At 48.8% G+C, this 16,924-nt stretch carries 15 protein-coding genes; 10 read left to right on the top strand and 5 right to left on the bottom strand.

The window, feature by feature from the left end; all coding sequences use genetic code 11:
• Positions 1–87 precede the first annotated feature (87 nt).
• The 5 genes from WJM45_RS14290 (at position 88) to soxX (ending at position 3,416) form a co-directional block, all read left to right on the top strand.
• Positions 88–672 carry a TlpA disulfide reductase family protein gene (locus WJM45_RS14290; protein WP_341325754.1) on the top strand — a complete coding sequence of 195 codons (585 nt, stop codon included), beginning with the start codon at positions 88–90 and terminating at the stop codon, positions 670–672.
• A 319-nt stretch (positions 673–991) separates the two neighbouring features.
• Positions 992–1,417 carry a protoporphyrinogen oxidase HemJ gene (gene hemJ, locus WJM45_RS14295; RefSeq protein WP_341325755.1) on the top strand — a complete coding sequence of 142 codons (426 nt, stop codon included), beginning with the start codon at positions 992–994 and terminating at the stop codon, positions 1,415–1,417.
• 225 nt (positions 1,418–1,642) lie between these two features.
• Positions 1,643–2,434: a hydroxymethylpyrimidine/phosphomethylpyrimidine kinase gene (locus WJM45_RS14300; protein WP_341325756.1), complete on the top strand. Its 792-nt coding sequence runs from the start codon at positions 1,643–1,645 to the stop codon at positions 2,432–2,434.
• Positions 2,431–3,057 carry a thiamine phosphate synthase gene (gene thiE, locus WJM45_RS14305; protein WP_341325757.1) on the top strand — a complete coding sequence of 209 codons (627 nt, stop codon included), beginning with the start codon at positions 2,431–2,433 and terminating at the stop codon, positions 3,055–3,057. The genes WJM45_RS14300 and thiE overlap by 4 nt, the downstream gene beginning before the upstream one ends.
• Positions 3,054–3,416, top strand: a complete 363-nt coding sequence (gene soxX, locus WJM45_RS14310; RefSeq protein ID WP_341325758.1) for a sulfur oxidation c-type cytochrome SoxX — start codon at positions 3,054–3,056, stop codon at positions 3,414–3,416. Before thiE ends, soxX begins: the two co-directional genes overlap by 4 nt.
• A 236-nt stretch (positions 3,417–3,652) precedes the next feature.
• On the opposite strand, the gene WJM45_RS14315 is transcribed toward soxX, so the two are convergent.
• From WJM45_RS14315 to orn, 5 genes are all read right to left on the bottom strand, one after another.
• Positions 3,653–7,798 (bottom strand): EAL domain-containing protein, encoded by a 4,146-nt coding sequence (locus WJM45_RS14315; protein ID WP_341325759.1) that lies wholly within the window; start codon positions 7,796–7,798, stop codon positions 3,653–3,655.
• A gap of 391 nt (positions 7,799–8,189) precedes the next feature.
• Positions 8,190–9,464 (bottom strand): serine--tRNA ligase, encoded by a 1,275-nt coding sequence (gene serS / locus WJM45_RS14320; protein WP_341325760.1) that lies wholly within the window; start codon positions 9,462–9,464, stop codon positions 8,190–8,192.
• A 96-nt stretch (positions 9,465–9,560) separates the two neighbouring features.
• Positions 9,561–9,878 (bottom strand): DUF190 domain-containing protein, encoded by a 318-nt coding sequence (locus WJM45_RS14325; RefSeq protein ID WP_341325761.1) that lies wholly within the window; start codon positions 9,876–9,878, stop codon positions 9,561–9,563.
• Positions 9,875–10,585, bottom strand: coding sequence for a fluoride efflux transporter CrcB (gene crcB / locus WJM45_RS14330; RefSeq protein WP_341325762.1), 711 nt, complete (start codon positions 10,583–10,585; stop codon positions 9,875–9,877). The genes WJM45_RS14325 and crcB overlap by 4 nt, the downstream gene beginning before the upstream one ends.
• On the bottom strand, positions 10,585–11,130 hold the full coding sequence (orn, locus tag WJM45_RS14335; RefSeq protein WP_341325763.1) for an oligoribonuclease: 546 nt from the start codon (positions 11,128–11,130) through the stop codon (positions 10,585–10,587). The genes crcB and orn overlap by 1 nt, the downstream gene beginning before the upstream one ends.
• 86 nt (positions 11,131–11,216) lie before the next feature.
• Here orn and WJM45_RS14340 point away from each other — a divergent pair, with 86 nt between their 5' ends.
• The 5 genes from WJM45_RS14340 to WJM45_RS14360 all read left to right on the top strand — a co-directional run bounded on the left by WJM45_RS14340 (position 11,217) and on the right by WJM45_RS14360 (position 16,898).
• Positions 11,217–12,470 (top strand): M48 family metallopeptidase, encoded by a 1,254-nt coding sequence (locus WJM45_RS14340; RefSeq protein WP_341325764.1) that lies wholly within the window; start codon positions 11,217–11,219, stop codon positions 12,468–12,470.
• Positions 12,467–13,351, top strand: a complete 885-nt coding sequence (gene rsgA, locus WJM45_RS14345) for a ribosome small subunit-dependent GTPase A (RefSeq protein WP_341325765.1) — start codon at positions 12,467–12,469, stop codon at positions 13,349–13,351. The genes WJM45_RS14340 and rsgA overlap by 4 nt, the downstream gene beginning before the upstream one ends.
• A 558-nt stretch (positions 13,352–13,909) precedes the next feature.
• Positions 13,910–14,509, top strand: a complete 600-nt coding sequence (locus tag WJM45_RS14350) for a DUF502 domain-containing protein (RefSeq protein ID WP_341325766.1) — start codon at positions 13,910–13,912, stop codon at positions 14,507–14,509.
• Positions 14,510–14,520: 11 nt separating this feature from the next.
• A complete protein-coding gene (locus tag WJM45_RS14355; protein ID WP_341325767.1) occupies positions 14,521–16,182 on the top strand; it encodes a multicopper oxidase domain-containing protein in 1,662 nt (553 codons plus the stop codon).
• Entirely contained in the window at positions 16,179–16,898 is a 720-nt protein-coding gene (locus WJM45_RS14360; protein ID WP_341325768.1) for a multicopper oxidase domain-containing protein, read from the top strand. The genes WJM45_RS14355 and WJM45_RS14360 overlap by 4 nt, the downstream gene beginning before the upstream one ends.
• Positions 16,899–16,924 lie beyond the last annotated feature (26 nt).

Genomic DNA, 16,924 nt, shown 5'->3' on the forward strand with positions numbered 1-16,924 from the left:
GTTAATCGTAATCAAGCAAAAAAGACAGTTCGAGATCGATCTCGATCGCAAGCCCTGTCAAAATCCCAACAAAACATTAAAAACCTCATGAAAACCAAAGAGTGGTTCATCGGATTGATCGTCGCCGGTTTAATCGCATCAGCCGCCTGGATCTCGTTCAACCCGGCATCGATGGCGGCCCCCGACATTACATTCACGAGTATTACCGGAGAAAAAATCAACCTGAAGGATTGGCAAGGGAAACCGGTCATCGTCACTTTCTGGGCTACCGACTGCCCTGGCTGCATCAAGGAAATTCCGCATTTGATCGAATTGTACCGAGAATATCATAAGCGCGGCTTGGAAATAATAGCGGTAGCAATGTACTATGACCCACCGAACCATGTCGTCGAAATGACCCGCACCAAGCAATTACCTTATACGGTTACACTCGATCTTAGGGCCGAACACGCCAAGGCCTTCGGCGACGTGCGCCTAACCCCAACAACCTTTTTAATCAAGCCGGACGGCACGATTGCTTTGCATAAAATAGGCACATTCGACCTAAAGGATATGAAAAATCGCATTGATTCTTTTATCCTAGATTCAGCAGTTTTCTACCTCGTTCCCAAGCTCCAGCTCTCGCCGTTATACACAAGTATCGGTAAACTTGCTAAACAGAGTTCGTCATAGACCTGGAAACGGTGCTGTTTGATACATCTGCGGATATTGAACATCAGTGGCTTCGAAATCGCGATCTGGGGATCGCTCCCACAGAGCATCCGCCCCCTTGTGGGAGCGACGCCTTCTTCGTCCCTCACCTAACGCTAGGTGAGGGAAAGTCGGGAACGTTGAGCGACAAAAATTGGTATCGAAGCCTCATTAGCTAAGATTACAAAACAGTAATTTTTGACTTATGTATAACGATGAGAGCTCCAGCTTGGGAGCGAGAAACTTCCTGCTCTTCATGGTTAAATGCTCTCCTAATCGTACACAACTAAAAGGTTGATTTATGCTCTGGTTAAAAGCCTTACATCTGATCTTCATGGTTACCTGGTTCGCGGGTTTATTCTATTTGCCGCGTCTGTTCGTTTATCACGCAATGAGTAGCGACGATATCAGCAACGAACGTTTCAAAGTCATGGAACGAAAACTCTTTTTCGGCATCATGACGCCGGGCATGATGGTCACGTTTATCTTCGGCATCTGGATGCTGATCGATTATGCCTGGGCTCTATACGGACAAAGCGGCTGGCTGCATGCCAAATTGGCGTTGTTATTTCTACTGGTGATCTATCATATTTTCTGCGGCATTTGGCTATTCGACTTCAAACACGACCGCAACCGCCGCTCTCATGTTTATTACCGTTGGATGAACGAAGTGCCGGTACTATTTTTAGTCGGCATCGTGATACTGGCCGTCGTTAAACCGTTTTGATTCCTTCTCCGCGAAAAATGAAACTCGACATTTGCTCTGATCGCACAGAGAAAGTCAGGCCAGACCACGCGAAGTTTATAAAACATTCCAATAGGTTACCCATAGATTTTGAACAATCTTTCCGGAGAGTAGAATTGTTTTGCGAAGCCACAACAACCCATTGAATTAACTTCTTATTCTTCATGATCTTCATGGTGAAATGCTTTTTCTAGGATTAACCCTAATATGACCACTACACGCCCTACCGTTCTTTGCTTTTCCGGCCACGATCCCAGCGGCGGAGCCGGCATACAAGCCGATATCGAAACCTTGATCAGCCACCGCTGCCATGCCGCCAGCGTCATAACGGCTTTGACCGAACAAGATACCGGTAATGTCAAAAAACTCATTCCGCAAAAACCCGGCGACATCGTTGACCAAGCCAATACTCTATTGGCTGACTTATCGATACAAGCCATCAAAATCGGCCTAATCGGGCATTATGAAACCGCAAAGGCCATTCATACTATTCTTGAAAAACATCCTAACATCCCGGTCGTTCTCGATCCGGTTCTGGCGGCCGGCGGCGGCACCGAACTAGCCGGCGAGCAGCTGATAGACGCGATCAACGACCTGTTATTGCCCTGCACAACCGTGCTGACGCCCAATAGCGTGGAGGCGCGCAAACTGAGCGGCCGGCAAGATCTCAATGACGCCGCGTTGAGTTTATTAGATAAGGGTTGCCAATATGTGTTGGTCACAGGCACGCACGAACAAAGCGACACCGTGTGCAACCGGCTGTATCATGATCGCGCGCTATTCGAGTCGTTTCATTGGGAGCGTCTGCCGCATAGTTATCACGGCTCCGGCTGCACACTGGCATCCGCGATTGCCGCAATGATCGCTCATGGACTCGCGCCATTTTCAGCGGTCAACGAAGCTCAAGACTATACTTGGAACGCTCTCGAGAATGCTTATCGGCCCGGAAAGGGCCAGCACAACCCGAATCGACTTTTTTGGATGGAAAACGACGCATGAACATGCCTAAACGCGGGCTTTACGCGATTACTCAAACCGATGACAAAACAGTTGAAACTATCATTGAAGAAGTTGCCGCCGCGATACGCGGCGGCGCGGTGATGGTGCAATACCGAGACAAAAACCCTTCCGACACCTTGAAACTCGCCAAGTCGCTGCTCGAAACCTGTCATGCGGCCAATGTACCTTTGATCGTCAATGACGATATCGAGCTGGCTGCAACGATCGGCGCGGACGGCGTTCATCTCGGCAAGGATGATGAAGATATTGTCTTGGCCAGAAATCGCCTTGGAGTCAATGCCATCGTCGGCATTTCTTGTTACGACAGTATCGAACGCGCTCTGGAGGCCGAAAAGTTAGGCGCCAGTTACGCGGCATTCGGACGCTTTTTTGCTTCCGGAACCAAACCGCTTGCCTCACCGGCAAAACTGGAAACACTGCAACTTGCCAAGCAAAAATTAACGATTCCTATCGTCGCGATCGGCGGCATCCTACCTGAAAACGGCAAATCACTGATCGATGCCGGTGCCGATTTTCTGGCCGTGGTCGGTGGCCTGTATGGCCGGGACACTGAACAAGCGGCAAAAATGTTTAACTCGTTATTCGATCGCTCAAACCCATGAACAAATCGCAGCCTTTGCTTCGTTTCGGACAATACGCTGCGCTTGTCCCCTTACTAATAACGGCCTGCTCCACGAATACCGGCCTAATACGACAACAAGGCAAACAATTAGCTTTCGACCGAGACAAAGGCAATTGCCTTGCCTGCCATGCCATCGAAGACGGCGAGTCGCCAGGCAATATCGGTCCGCCGCTAAACAACCTGAGCGCCCGCTTCAAAACTCGGCAACAATTGAAACAACAAATCCGGGATGCGAGCGTTTTCAATCCGGAAACCAGCATGCCGCCATACGGACGAAATAAAATACTGACCGAAGAAGAGCTCGATCAGGTAGTCGACTATTTATGGTCGCTCGAATAACTATACCTTTCGCACTTCAAATTTCGGCATTGCTTAAGGGGGCCCGGGGTGTTCGGTCGATTTTTGCTCCTGCAAAATCGACATTCACGCCATCCATGGCACTCGCAAAGGCTTTGACAGCATGGATGCTGTCATAGAGTCTACATGGACGCATTCATGGCATCCTTTGACGAACGCCCCGGCGCCGAATTTTGATCTACGACGGGTAATATACCCCGCGGCTGCGGATGAAATTGTTACATCATCTTGTCACACACTCTTTTGCCCATCGCGAACTGTTTGAACTCGTCTTCGGGCAACGGCTTACTGTAGTAATAACCTTGCGCATAAGCACATGGACGAGTCTTGAGAAATTCAGCCTGCCCTTCCTCCTCAACGCCTTCGGCGATGACTTCGAGCCGAAAATTATTAGCGATATCGAGAATCGACTCGACGAGCGAAGCGTCACTCGGATCGTCCAGTATGTCTCTTATGAAAGTCCGGTCGATTTTGATAATATCGACGGGCAGTTTCTTCAAATAACTGAGCGATGAAAAACCGGTGCCGAAATCATCCAATGCGATTTTAATGCCCTGAGACCTCAGCTTTTGCAATTGCCGAATATAATGCTCCTTGTGGCTCATCATCAAGCTTTCGGTTATTTCAACAACGAAATTACTCGCACCGACACCGCTCTGGTTGATTATATCCAGCCATTTATCGACACAACTGCCGTTGACAAATTGTAGCGACGAAAAATTGACCGCAATCGATAACTCGGCCCCCAATTCGCTATTCAAACCGGCAATAAAATGGCAAGCCTTGGCTAACACGAACTCGCCAATCTGCCCGATAAGATTCAAGCTTTCGGCAACCGGAATAAATTCATCCGGCGAAATAAAGCCTCTCACCGGATGTTGCCAGCGGATTAAAGCCTCTGCGCCGCATAAATTCTGGCTTTGCAAGTCGACGACCGGTTGATAATAGACAATAAAACGTTCGAATTTAACGGCGTTTTTAATATCGTTGACGATACGGTGCTGACGCTGGGCCTTCTCATGCATTTCTTGGGTAAAAAAACGATAGGCGTTGCGCCCCTCCGCCTTGGCCGAATACATCGCATTATCGGCATTTTTAAGCAATGTTTCGGCCTCTCTTCCATCATTCGGATAAATCGTGATGCCGACACTGGCCGTAATATTCAGCTCATGGTCGTCCGCCTGAATCGGCATTTGAATGGCTTCGAGTATTTTTTCGGTCGGCGCGATCATATCGGTTTCGGACTCCAAGTTGGGGACCAGCACCGTGAATTCATCCCCGCCGAATCTGGCAAAAGTATCGGACTCCCTGAAGACATGCGCCATGCGTGCGGCAACTTCTTGCAGTACGCGGTCGCCTAGTGAATGTCCAAGCGCATCGTTGATATCCTTAAAACCGTCAAGATCGATAAACATTAACCCGAATAGCTTTCGTTCGCGGTGCGCTTTGGTAATAGCCTGCTGTAATCGATCATAAAACAAGTTACGATTAGGCAATTGAGTCAGCGCATCGAAATTAGCCTGCTGATGAATCAATTGTTGAGCGCGCAACGAGTCGCCGATATCCGAAAAAATACCGACATATTTCGAAACTCCTCCTTGCGCTTCTTTCAATGCGCTAATCGAAAGCCATTCCGGGTAAATCTCGCCACTCTTACGCTTGTTCCAGATCTCGCCCTGCCAACTTCCCGATTCCTCAAGAGTATGCCAAAGATTTCGGTAAAACGACTTCGTCTGCTTACCGGAATTGAGTATTTTCGGGTCTTTTCCCAATACCTCGTTCTTACTGTAGCCCGTAATTTCAGTGAATGCCGGATTGACTGAAATAATCCGGTTATTTTCGTCGGTAATCACGATGGCTTCATTAGCGGCATCGAACACACTGGCCGATAGACGAATTTGCTGCTCGGTTAAGTATTGCGAAGTAACATCCTCGATGGTTAACACGGCTCCCGTCACCTCGTTACCGGCTAAGCTTCGGTAAGGATAAAGCGTGAGGTCATAATGTAGCCCCTGTTTTTCTTTCTTTATCAAGACGCTCTGTTGTGTCTGTATCACTTGTTGCACAGGACCGACTAGATTTTCACAACCGAATAATATTTCCAACGATTCGATTGTGAGATTACCGTTTGCCATCGAATTCAGTTGCAGAAAACGCTGACCGACTCCATTATAACGGGTGATTCGCATCCGACTATCGATCACGATCACGGCCATTTCGATGCTTTCCAGTATGTTTCTCAAGTCGTCGTTTAACCCGACCAGCTCCTTCGTTTTAACGGTCAATTCATCGTTCACCAAGGTTAATTCCTCGTTGATCGATTGCAACTCCTCATTAGACGTTTCCAGCTCTTCATTGGTCGACTGGAGTTCTTCGTTGGTTGCCTGCGCTTCTTCGTGCATGATTTGCCATTCGCCGACCGAGTTATCCAGCGCGTCGGTCACGGTTCGCAAAGTCTCGCGAGTCGTTTGCAGCTCATGTTCCAATTCGGTAATACATAACGCCGCCTCTCGATCCGGGGAACTAACTTCGGAATGCTCGGCGGCAGGCTCAAATGAAATCAGCAATAAACTATCATTAGCCAGCTGATGGTAAACCGGCGTAACCGAAATCCGGTAATGATAAGGCATGCCTTCGGAGACCAAGGTCAACGGCGGACTCTTGACAGGTTTATTATCGGATAACGCCTGATGGCAGAAAGCTCTCAGCTCGGTTTTGAAGACCGGATCGATGATCGAAAATAGATTAAAATCCGCCTTGCCTTGCCGAATTTTAATAAAATCGTCGCAGCGATTATAAAACTCGAGAACGCGCCCCTCTCGTGTCGAAAGAATACTGGGCGGCACATATTTTTCAAATAGTTTATCCTGACCGACTATTCTATGGGCCGGAAAAATCGGATTGCTCACGCCGTCATTTTCCGTCAATGCAAAATCGATCATTTTTTTGGCATTTAAATCGGGACGGATGACGAGGGTACTGTTTTTGACGAACAACTTATTGTTACGATCGAGCCGTGTAAAGGCATCGTTAAGTTTCCATAGTGATTCGGCCTGCCCGAGAAACAGAATTCCGTTATTCAGTAATGAATAATGAAAATTCTTGAGCACCTGTTCCTGCATCGTCTGGTTTAGATAAATCAAAAGATTGCGACAGCTAATTAAATCCAGGCGAATGAATGGCGGATTCTTGATTAAATCTTGACGCGAAAAAATAACCAAATCCCGCAGGCTCCGATTAATACTAAAGCCTTGTTCCAGCGGCAAAAAATACTTTTCTCGGAATTCTCGACTTAAACCCTGTAAGGCAATTTCGTTATACTCGCCTCTCCGGGCGATTCGTATCGCATTGGCGTTGATATCGGTGCCGTAAATTTGCACCCGATAGCGGGAAATTGCGGCACCGAGCTCTTCCATTAACAACATCGCGATCGAATAAGCCTCCTCGCCGGTCGCGCAGCCGGGCACCCAAATACGGATTTCATCGCCCGGAGACTTAGCGTTGACAATCGTTTTGAGCGCATCCCTTAATGCCTCGAATGACTGTTCGTCTCGAAAAAAAGACGTTACGCAAACCAAGAAGCTGTAAGCTAGTCGCGACAGCTCTTCTGTGTTATCCAAACAAAACCGGACATATTCATCGAAGTCTTCGATTTGCAAAATAGCCATACGGCGATGGATTTGCCGGTTGATCGTACTGCTTTTGTAATTCACGAAATCCATTCCGGTCGTACTCAAGATGCGGTCGATCAATAAGTTGACCGCCTTAGGCGTGCCTTGTACAGGATTGTTTCCTAGATTCTTTTCGAAATTACGCGCTATCGCTGCCAACTTTCCGGCAGCCTCCGCCGGCTCAACAACTAAATCGACATCGGCGCAATCGATCGCGGCCTTCGGCATACTGCTGAATTTGGCCGATTCCGGGCGCTGAGCCATCGTAATGCCGCCCGCCGCCTTGACGGCTTTCAAGCCATTCGCTCCATCGCTACCGGCACCTGAAAAAATAATGGCAATTGCCTTCTCTTGGCATGATTCGGCAAGACTCTTGAAAAAATAATCGATTGAAGCCTTAGGAACTTGCTTAGAAAGCGGGCGGCTTAATTTGAAATGCTTGTTGTCGATTGCAATATCGAAATCGTGAGGAGCGACATAAATAGCATTGGCCTGTAAACGGGCACCGTTTTTAGCTTCGTTAACCGGCAGAGCCGTTTCTTTGCGTAATAATTCGGCCAACAAGCTAGGCTGATCGGCCGAACTGTGCTGTACGATGATAAAACTCATTCCGGTGTCCGGCGATAAATGCGATACGAAAGGAAGCAAAGCCTCCAACCCGCCCGCAGATGCGCCAATGCCAACAACAATCATGCTTGAATAGTCATAGTGATAAAACCACAAAGATTAGCATATTTAACGACTCTTTATGAGTAATCACATAAAATGCAATCGACTACTCAAAAAGTATACTCATCGTAGATGAAAATTCGGCCTCGGGGCGTCCTGTCAAGCGAGTAATCGTACCCTCTTCCACGCTCAGACTATCGGAAAGAGAACCGTTTCAATTGCTAACGCGAACATAGCCATAATTTAGGCGCTGGATCTTCATGAGCGTTACTGAGTCGGCGGATCATTCAACCCGCCCCGCTTGAGGGATAAACGTCTTAGGCTTCGCCAGTCAGGACGAAGGCGCCGCTCCCGCAAAGGATTCCAAGAGCCGCCTATCCACCATACACTCCTGACTGCTTACTGCTCACCAACATTACTCAATGACATCAATGCCGCCGAGATAAGGCCTCAGCACTTCCGGCACATGAATCCTACCTTGCTCGTCCTGATAATTTTCGATCACCGCAATCAATGTCCTTCCTGCGGCCAACCCGGAACCATTCAGCGTATGAACCAATTCCGGCTTACCGGTTTCGGGATTGCGCCAACGCGCCTGCAAGCGCCTTGCCTGAAAATCTTTGAAATTGCTGCATGACGAAATCTCCCGATAGACGCCCTGCCCAGGCAACCATACTTCCAAGTCATAGGTTTTCGCCGATGAAAAGCCCGTATCGCCGGCGCACAGCAAAACTTTACGATACGGCAGTTTAAGTTTTTTCAGAATCGTTTCGGCATGCCCGGTCAATTCTTCATGAGCCGCCTCGGAGTCTTCAGGCTTAACGATCTGCACTAGCTCGACCTTTTCGAATTGATGCTGACGAATCATGCCTTTGACGTCTTTACCGTAAGCACCTGCTTCACTTCGAAAACACGGCGTATGACAAACGAATTTCAAGGGCATATTCTTAGCGTCGACGATTTCGTCCCGCACGATATTGGTGACCGGCACTTCGGCGGTCGGGATCAAATAATACGGCGGCTCGCTTCCGACTTTGAACAAGTCCTGCTCGAATTTCGGCAACTGTCCGGTTCCGCGCAAACTCTGCGCATTGACCAGAAACGGCACATAGGTTTCGATATAACCATGTTCGCTAATGTGCGTATCGAGCATGAATTGAATAAGCGCACGCTGCAAGCGCGCCAGCGCTCCCTGCAACACAACAAAACGCGCACTGGCAATCTTCGCGCCCAATTCGAAGTCCATGCCGCCGACTTTCGCGCCTAATTCGACATGATCCTTCGCTTCGAAATCGAATTGCCCCGGCTCGCCCCATCGGCTAATTTCGACGTTACTTTCCTCGTCGCAGCCTTCCGGCACCGAATCGTCCAAGATATTCGGAATCCCTTCCATCAATTCGGTCATTTTGGACTGGATGTCGCCGAGCTCGGTTTCAGCCGTTTTCAACTGGTCGCCTAAATGTTGCACCTGATCGAGCAAGGGCTGAATATCTTCGCCATTGGCCTTGGCCTTGCCGATCGACTTCGACCGACTGTTACGTTCGTTTTGCAGGTCCTGCGTTTTGACTTGTATCGCCTTACGCTTGGCCTCCAATTCGGAATAAAAGGCCGCATTGAATTCGAACGCACGGCGCTTCAGTTGCTGTTGAACAAAATCGAGATCGGATCTGAATAAACGAGGGTCTAACATTTGGACTTTTTTTACCTTTAATAAAAAAGTATTTCTAACAGTACTAAGAACACTTTTAATAGAACAATTATCCTAGATTTCTAAAATCATGGAACATCAAGAATCGACGCTGATAGGCGCGGTCGCCGGCCAGGTGACAATGTGCGGCAAATCGAACCGTGACCGCAAAGCGATAATCGCATTTTCGGCCTTTTCAGGCTCGTCATAAAATTCGACGACCACCGGCAAATCCACGGACAGCGTCAACAGAGATGTCGTATGCATTTCCCGGTTCTCTCCATAACCTTCGATCGCTCGAAATACACTGACGCCTGAAATCGCTTGTTCATTGTGCAACATGTCGACGATTTCGCCCGAGCTTGCCTTGCCTTCCAATGCGTAAATACGCACGACAGTTACCGGTTTCGACTTCATAGCTTTTTCCCTATCCAATAACCCGACCAAAGCGCCAATCCGCAAAAAATCGCATTACTCAAAAAAACGCTTAGCATCCAATTCACATTGAGGTCGAGCGGATGCTCGTCTTCAATTAAATATAGAATCAAATACAAACCCGAAAAAGTCACGAACGCGCCGGCACCGATGATCATTACCGCAGCGCGGTATTCAGGCGATAGTGCAATTTTTTCGACAATTAACGAAGCCACCAAACCGATCAATAAGGCGCCAAGCGCATTGATCGTGGCCATCGCATACGGAAACGCCCAACCCATTGAACGAATCACGCCGCCTGAATAAAGCATCAATAAGCGTCCGCCTAACAAGCCGATCCAAACGGCAATTAAGCAAGCGGCGATGCTAACGCCGATATTTAACGCGGCCTTGCCGAAACTGCCTTGCTCGATTAAATAGACAGTTTCCAAAGAAAAAGTCGAGAAGGTTGTAAACGACCCGAATAATCCGACCAGAATCGCGGCCCGATATTCGACGGTCATCGCGACGCGCTGCAGTATCAATACTTCGACTAACAGCCCCATCAAAAAGGAACCCATTACATTGACCGCCAATGTACCGTAGGGAAAGCCTCGCCCCAACCATTGATAGACGCCGGTCGACACCAAAAACCGAAGCACGGACCCGCAAGCCCCGCCCATGGCGACCGCAATAACTTGATTTAACATTAATATCTGATGAAATGTTTCCGATAGTAACGGAGTTCTTCGATCGATTCGACAATGTCGTCTAAGGCGCGGTGCGCTTCTTTCTTGACGAAACCGTCCTTGACCGTAGGCGCCCATCTGGCTGCAAGTTCTTTCAGGGTCGACACATCGAGATTACGATAATGAAAATAAGCTTCGAGTTTTTTCATCGAACGGTACATAAAACGCCGATCCTGGCCGATACTGTTACCGCACATCGGCGATACGCCTTCGGGAACCCATAGCTTTAAAAACTCCAAAGTTTGATGTTCGGCTTCGGCTTCATCGACAGTCGATGTTTGCACCCGCTCGAGTAGACCGGATTGACCATGATGCGTTTGATTCCATTCGTCCATTTTGGCCAGTACTTTTTCATCTTGATAAATCGCCAACACCGGGCCCTTCGCTAATATTTCAAGGTCTTTATCGGTAACGATTGTGGCAATCTCGATAATTGCATCGTTATCCGGATCAAGACCGGTCATTTCGAGATCGATCCAAATCAGACGAGATGACACTTGCTCCATTTTAATTCCCTGTATGATTAAAGTTGCGCGAAATTATAGCATTGGCTACTCTGTATGCCTACTTCTCAACCTTGACGCTTTATATAATGAATACTTTTACCGTTATCTTCCTTTTTGCGCTGATTGTTTCCTATGCGATTCAGTTTTGGCTGTCCATGCGGCAATCGGATTATGTTATGAAACACCGCGACGAGGTACCCGATGCCTTCAAGGATAAAGTCTCGCTCGAAGCCCATCAGAAAGCCGCCGATTATACGATAGATAAAGGCAAGCTCGGCAAGATTGACAGCTTGATAGGCTTAGTATTCCTACTGTTGATTACTCTGGGCGGCGGTATCGAATATGCATTCAATCTATGGTCCGGATTCGAATTGTCGCCAATGCTTACCGGTTTGGGCTCGGTCGCAACCATTATATTGTTTATGACCTTAGTGGAAATTCCGACACATGTTTATCAAACCTTCGTAATCGAAGAAAAATACGGCTTCAATAAAAGCACACCGCAACAATTCATTAAGGATCAGTTACTACAACTGGGTTTGATGTTGGCAATCGGCCTACCGATTTTGGCCTTGATTCTTTGGGTCATGGACAGCATCGGTTCGCTATGGTGGCTTTGGGCCTGGGCTATTCTCATCAGTTTTTCATTATTGATGAGCTGGCTATTTCCGACCGTTATCGCCCCGCTGTTCAATAAATTCACACCGATGGAAGACGGATCGCTGAAACAGCGTATACAAGGCTTGCTGGCCCGTTGCGGCTTCAACAGCCAAGGTATTTTCATCATGGACGGTTCGAAACGCTCCGGACACGGTAATGCTTATTTCACCGGCCTTGGCAACAACAAACGCATTGTGTTCTTCGATACCTTAGTTAATTCTCTCGAGGAAGAAGAACTTGAAGCGGTGCTGGCGCACGAACTGGGGCATTTCAAATGTAAGCATGTCATTAAAATGTTGGTCGCCAGTTCGATCATGAGTCTAATTAGCCTGGCCATTCTCGGATGGTTGATCGACAAGCCTTGGTTTTTCAGTGGCTTGGGCGTTTCAGAAGCGTCGAACGCAGCTGCCTTGCTACTGTTCACGTTGGTTTCGCCGGTTTTCACGCCATTTATGCAGCCGATCAGTGCCTATTTTCAGCGTAAATTCGAATTCGAAGCCGACGACTTTGCCGCCGCGAATGCTCGCGCCGATAAGATGATCAGCGGTCTAGTTAAGCTCTACGAAGAAAATGCCAGCACGTTGACGCCGGACCCGTTATATTCGGCCTTCCATTATAGTCATCCACCGGCGGCCATTCGCATCGCGCATCTGGAAACCAAGCTTGCGGCAAACGGATGAGTCCGCTTCAGGAAGGGCTTGTCATCGCGCATTTAGGTCAAGGTATTGCCGTCGAGAGCGACGGTAAAACCGTGCTTTGCCAACCGAAACGGAAGCTCGAAACCGTGACGGTCGGCGATAAAGTTTTATGGCAACTTTCGGCCCCCGATCAAGGCAGTATCGAGGAAATCCTGCCGCGACGCTCCCTCCTGACGCGTCCTTCTCGGAACGACAAAGTCAGACCGGTCGCCGCGAATATCGATACCGTTTTCGTGGTCTTCGCTCCCGAACCTTATTGCGATTTTTTGCTGATCGACCAATACTTGGCTATTTGCGAAAATCGCAATATCAATGCAGCCTTGGTCTATAACAAAACCGACCTGAATCCTCAGACCGCTCTAATCGACGAACTGACTATCTATGAGAATCTGGGTTATTCGATTTTCCGTGTCAGTGCCACCCATCGACACGGATTAGATCAGCTTAAACTCGCACTGACAGACCAAACCGGCATTCTGACCGGCCAGTCCGGCGTCGGCAAATCGTCATTGACCAATGCGCTGATTCCCGACAAGGATCTAAAAATCAATACCATCAGCGCAACCACGAAACACGGTCGGCACACAACGACCGCCGCGACGCTTTATCATCTTCCATCCGGAGGCAATCTGATCGACAGCCCCGGCGTCGCCATTTTCGGACTCGACGGACTCTCCGAAGCGCAATTGGCTTACGGTTACCGCGAATTTCAACCGTTAATCGACCACTGCCGTTTCAATAATTGCCGGCATGTCAACGACAAGGATTGTGCGGTTAGAGCAGCGGCCGAACAAGGAAATATTCCAATGTCACGCTACCAGCGCTTTTTAAAGCTCCGGGATAAAATGCCTCGAGCTTCTTGACGTTTCAATCAAAACGGAAACCTCTCGACGTTGTCCTGAATTAATTCAATACCAGTATAATATACCTCGAAGGGTTAAGACGGCCTCAGGTAGCGCTACCTAATACTGACCGGTTTCTTAAACCGAACTCAGGTTTCGTGGAGTCTATATCACTGATTATACCCATCGCAGATCAAAATTCGGCACCAGGGTGTCCGTCAAAGGACGCCGTGAATACATCCCTGTAGGCTCTATGCCAGCTCCATGCTGGCAAAGCCTTTGCCGCACACCCTGGCGCCTCCTCAGGCACTGCCGAAATTTGAAGTGCGAAAGGTATATTAATCGGTGAACTCAAACCCTACAGATTAACCATAAAGCACATAAAGTATTGCATCGACTTACCCTAAAATGTCAACCACTTTTTAGGGGAACAAAATGATTTGCATAGGCAGAACAAGCCATTGAATTAACCTCTTATTCTTTATAACCTTCATGGTGAAATGCTTTTTCTAGAGTAAATCCATTCCTTACAAGACACACTCTACCTGCCACTATAAAAATAACGAGGAGACCATTATCATGAAAAACCTACGAACCTTTGCGGATTACGTACTGATTGGCATCATCGGCTTCGTTCCTATCGCCATTATTCTGCAAATTGTATTTTATGTGCAAAGTCTACTGATCAATTTCATTTTGCTTATCCATGGCCGTTATGAAAACCCATTCGTGACCTTTACATTATTCGCTTCGGCGCTTGCGATACTCGGTTATTTCGGCTACTTACTCAAGCAGGAAAAAGCGCATTTACTGTATTACCTGGAAAAAATGATCTTACGCATTCCTTTTATCGGCACCGTTTACCGCGTCACGCAAAAACTCTTTAAATTATTTCTGACCAAAGAAGAGGCGCAGGTTCGCGCTGTGGTTTATGTCGAGTACCCCAAGGAAGGCATGTGGGTGCCTGCCTATGTTACAAACCGCATCGGCGACAATTATGTTTTATATGTACCGACTTCGCCGAACCCAACCTCTGGCTTTACCGTGATCGTCCATAAATCGAAGGTAGTCAATTCGCAAATGGATATCGAGGCGGTATCGAGTTTCATCATCAGCGTCGGCGTCGACTACGCCAAGCCGGAAGAAGTAGCGGCACTCACCCACACCAGCGCGCCATAAGCCCTATCACTATGCATCGACACTTTTTTGTTTTATTTAGCCTTTTGATCGGCTCTCAGCCGGCATTTGCCTGGCTGACACCGCCTGCCATGCAAGAACCTGCGGGTATCGAGCCGCCTACAACAGTACCGTATCGCCTCGATGAAGCCGGCGGCATCGAAAAACCCTGTTCGAACGAACAGCCCGAATGGCGCGATGCGCAAAAGATCGACGGTTTAGAAATCGCCGCATCGCCCTTGTGCGAACCGGACAATCCCTACGATATTGCCGTGTCGGTCAAAGGCACCAATAACGTCTCGATGCATACCTTGATGCAAACCCACTTCGCCCAAGATGCGTTGATCAAGACCGACGATCTCGACGGCGACGGCGACCCGGATGTCATCCGCATCAAATTGGAAGTAACCGAACTGAACGGCCAGAGCCCCGACGGCGAATTCTTGATCAACACTTTCCCTATCGCACCGGGCATCGAACCGGGGCTTTGGGTTTACTCACCCAAGATGGTCGGCATGGGCGTCAAGCATTTCAATTCGCTCGTGGCAAACCCGATTCTGCGCGCACCGTCCCCGGTGATTCGGGTCGAGCAAGGCGATAAAGTTTACATCACCCTGGAAAATACCCATTATCTGCCGCATACGATCCATCTGCACGGCGTCGATCATCCCTGGCTGAATTCCGAAGGAAAGGATAACGACGGCGTCGAGGAACACCCAGTCTTTCCGGGGCAAAACCATACTTACGAAATTCAAACCCGTCATGCCGGCACGATGATTTATCACTGCCATGTACAAACCGCGCAACATATGATGATGGGCTTGACCGGCATGATCATCGTCGAGGAAAACCGGCCTAATAATTGGCTGCAAACCTTCAATATCGGCGCCGGCCATGTGCGACACCCCTCGGTTGCGGTCAAGGAAAAATTCAGCCGCGAATATGACTTGGTCTATCAATCGATCGACAAGCGGCTCGCTAGCATCGTGCAGGGCGCGAACGACCCAAGACTGATCGCGCAACGCATGAACCGCGAATATAACATGACCGAGTCGTTCGAAAATTATTTCCTCTTGAACGGCCGCTCGTTTCCTTACACGCTACGAGACGGCATCATCGTCGCCGAGGAAAACGAACATATCAAGCTCAATTTAGTCAATGTGCAGCGATCGGCCGCGGCGATTCATTTCCATGGACATAAAGCAACCATCATGGCTTATGACGGCGTCAAGGCGCCGGAAGGCTCGCAAATCACCCGCGACGTTTTCGACATTGCTCCGGCACAACGCCTCGACCTCGATCTGTACACCAAAAACGACGGGCTGCATAGTTACGGCCCGGGCTTGTGGATGTTTCACGACCATGTCGTGACCGGCACGACCACCGACGGCCTGGAACCTGGCGGCAATATGTCCATTTTGGCTTACCGGCATTTGCTCGACGACCAAGGCATGCCGCATATGCATGACGAAATGTTCGACCAGGTTTTCACTAAAAATTATTACCAGAAGAAACTGCCGGTCTGGGGCAGCGGAGAATATGGCGACGCACTCGGCGAAGCCGGCATGCTCGCGCCGGATTATGTTCGCATCGCCGGCTTCGGTCTCGCGGTCGGTTTATTGCTCGGACTGATTATTTTTATTGTCGTTGCGCTCAACAGGAAACACTCACAATGACCCGACAAAATTTTATTCCCCGGATTCAAAAGTTATCAAGCGCGTCGTTATGCTTGCTTTTGTTGGCGGCGGTCAGCCCTCCCAGCACGGCAATGATGAAACACGGCAATATGATGATGGATGAAACCGGCATGATCATGAATGCCAATGCCGACAATTTGCCACGCGACTGTAAGGAAATTTCCGAGGATGTCGATATCGTGATCCGCGCGGGCCATGAGCATGCGCAAAAATTCCCCGGCAAGATGTTTGCGTTCGACAAGCAAGAATGGGATGTTAAACCGTGCAGTCGAATCAACATCACCTTCATCAACGACGACCAAATCCGGCATCAAATGATGATTCACGGCCTGCCCGGTTATCTATACCCGGACGGCATGGTGCATTTGGAACTATACGGCCAAGGAAAATTACAGGCCTCGCTGATCGTTCCGTCGCGGCCTAAAACCTATCTGGTGCACTGCGAGATACCGCAGCACATGGAAAAAGGCATGAAGGCGCAATTGAAGGTGGACGGCGGGGACGGCGACCTGCCGAGCATTCCCGGCATCAGCGAACCGGTCACGCCGGATGTGTATCCGGTAGCATGGAGTCAAACGACCTGGATTGCCTTGATCGTTTCGCTGACTATGGGATTGGCCGCACCTATTATTGGCGGCGTTTGGTTAAACAAACGCTTACAAGCAAAGAAGCTATCTGCTAAGGATAGCGCTTGAATCTAGCCAATTTGAAAAGCTATGTA

This window comes from Methylotuvimicrobium sp. KM2 (assembly GCF_038051925.1).
Taxonomy (GTDB): Bacteria; Pseudomonadota; Gammaproteobacteria; order Methylococcales; family Methylomonadaceae; genus Methylotuvimicrobium.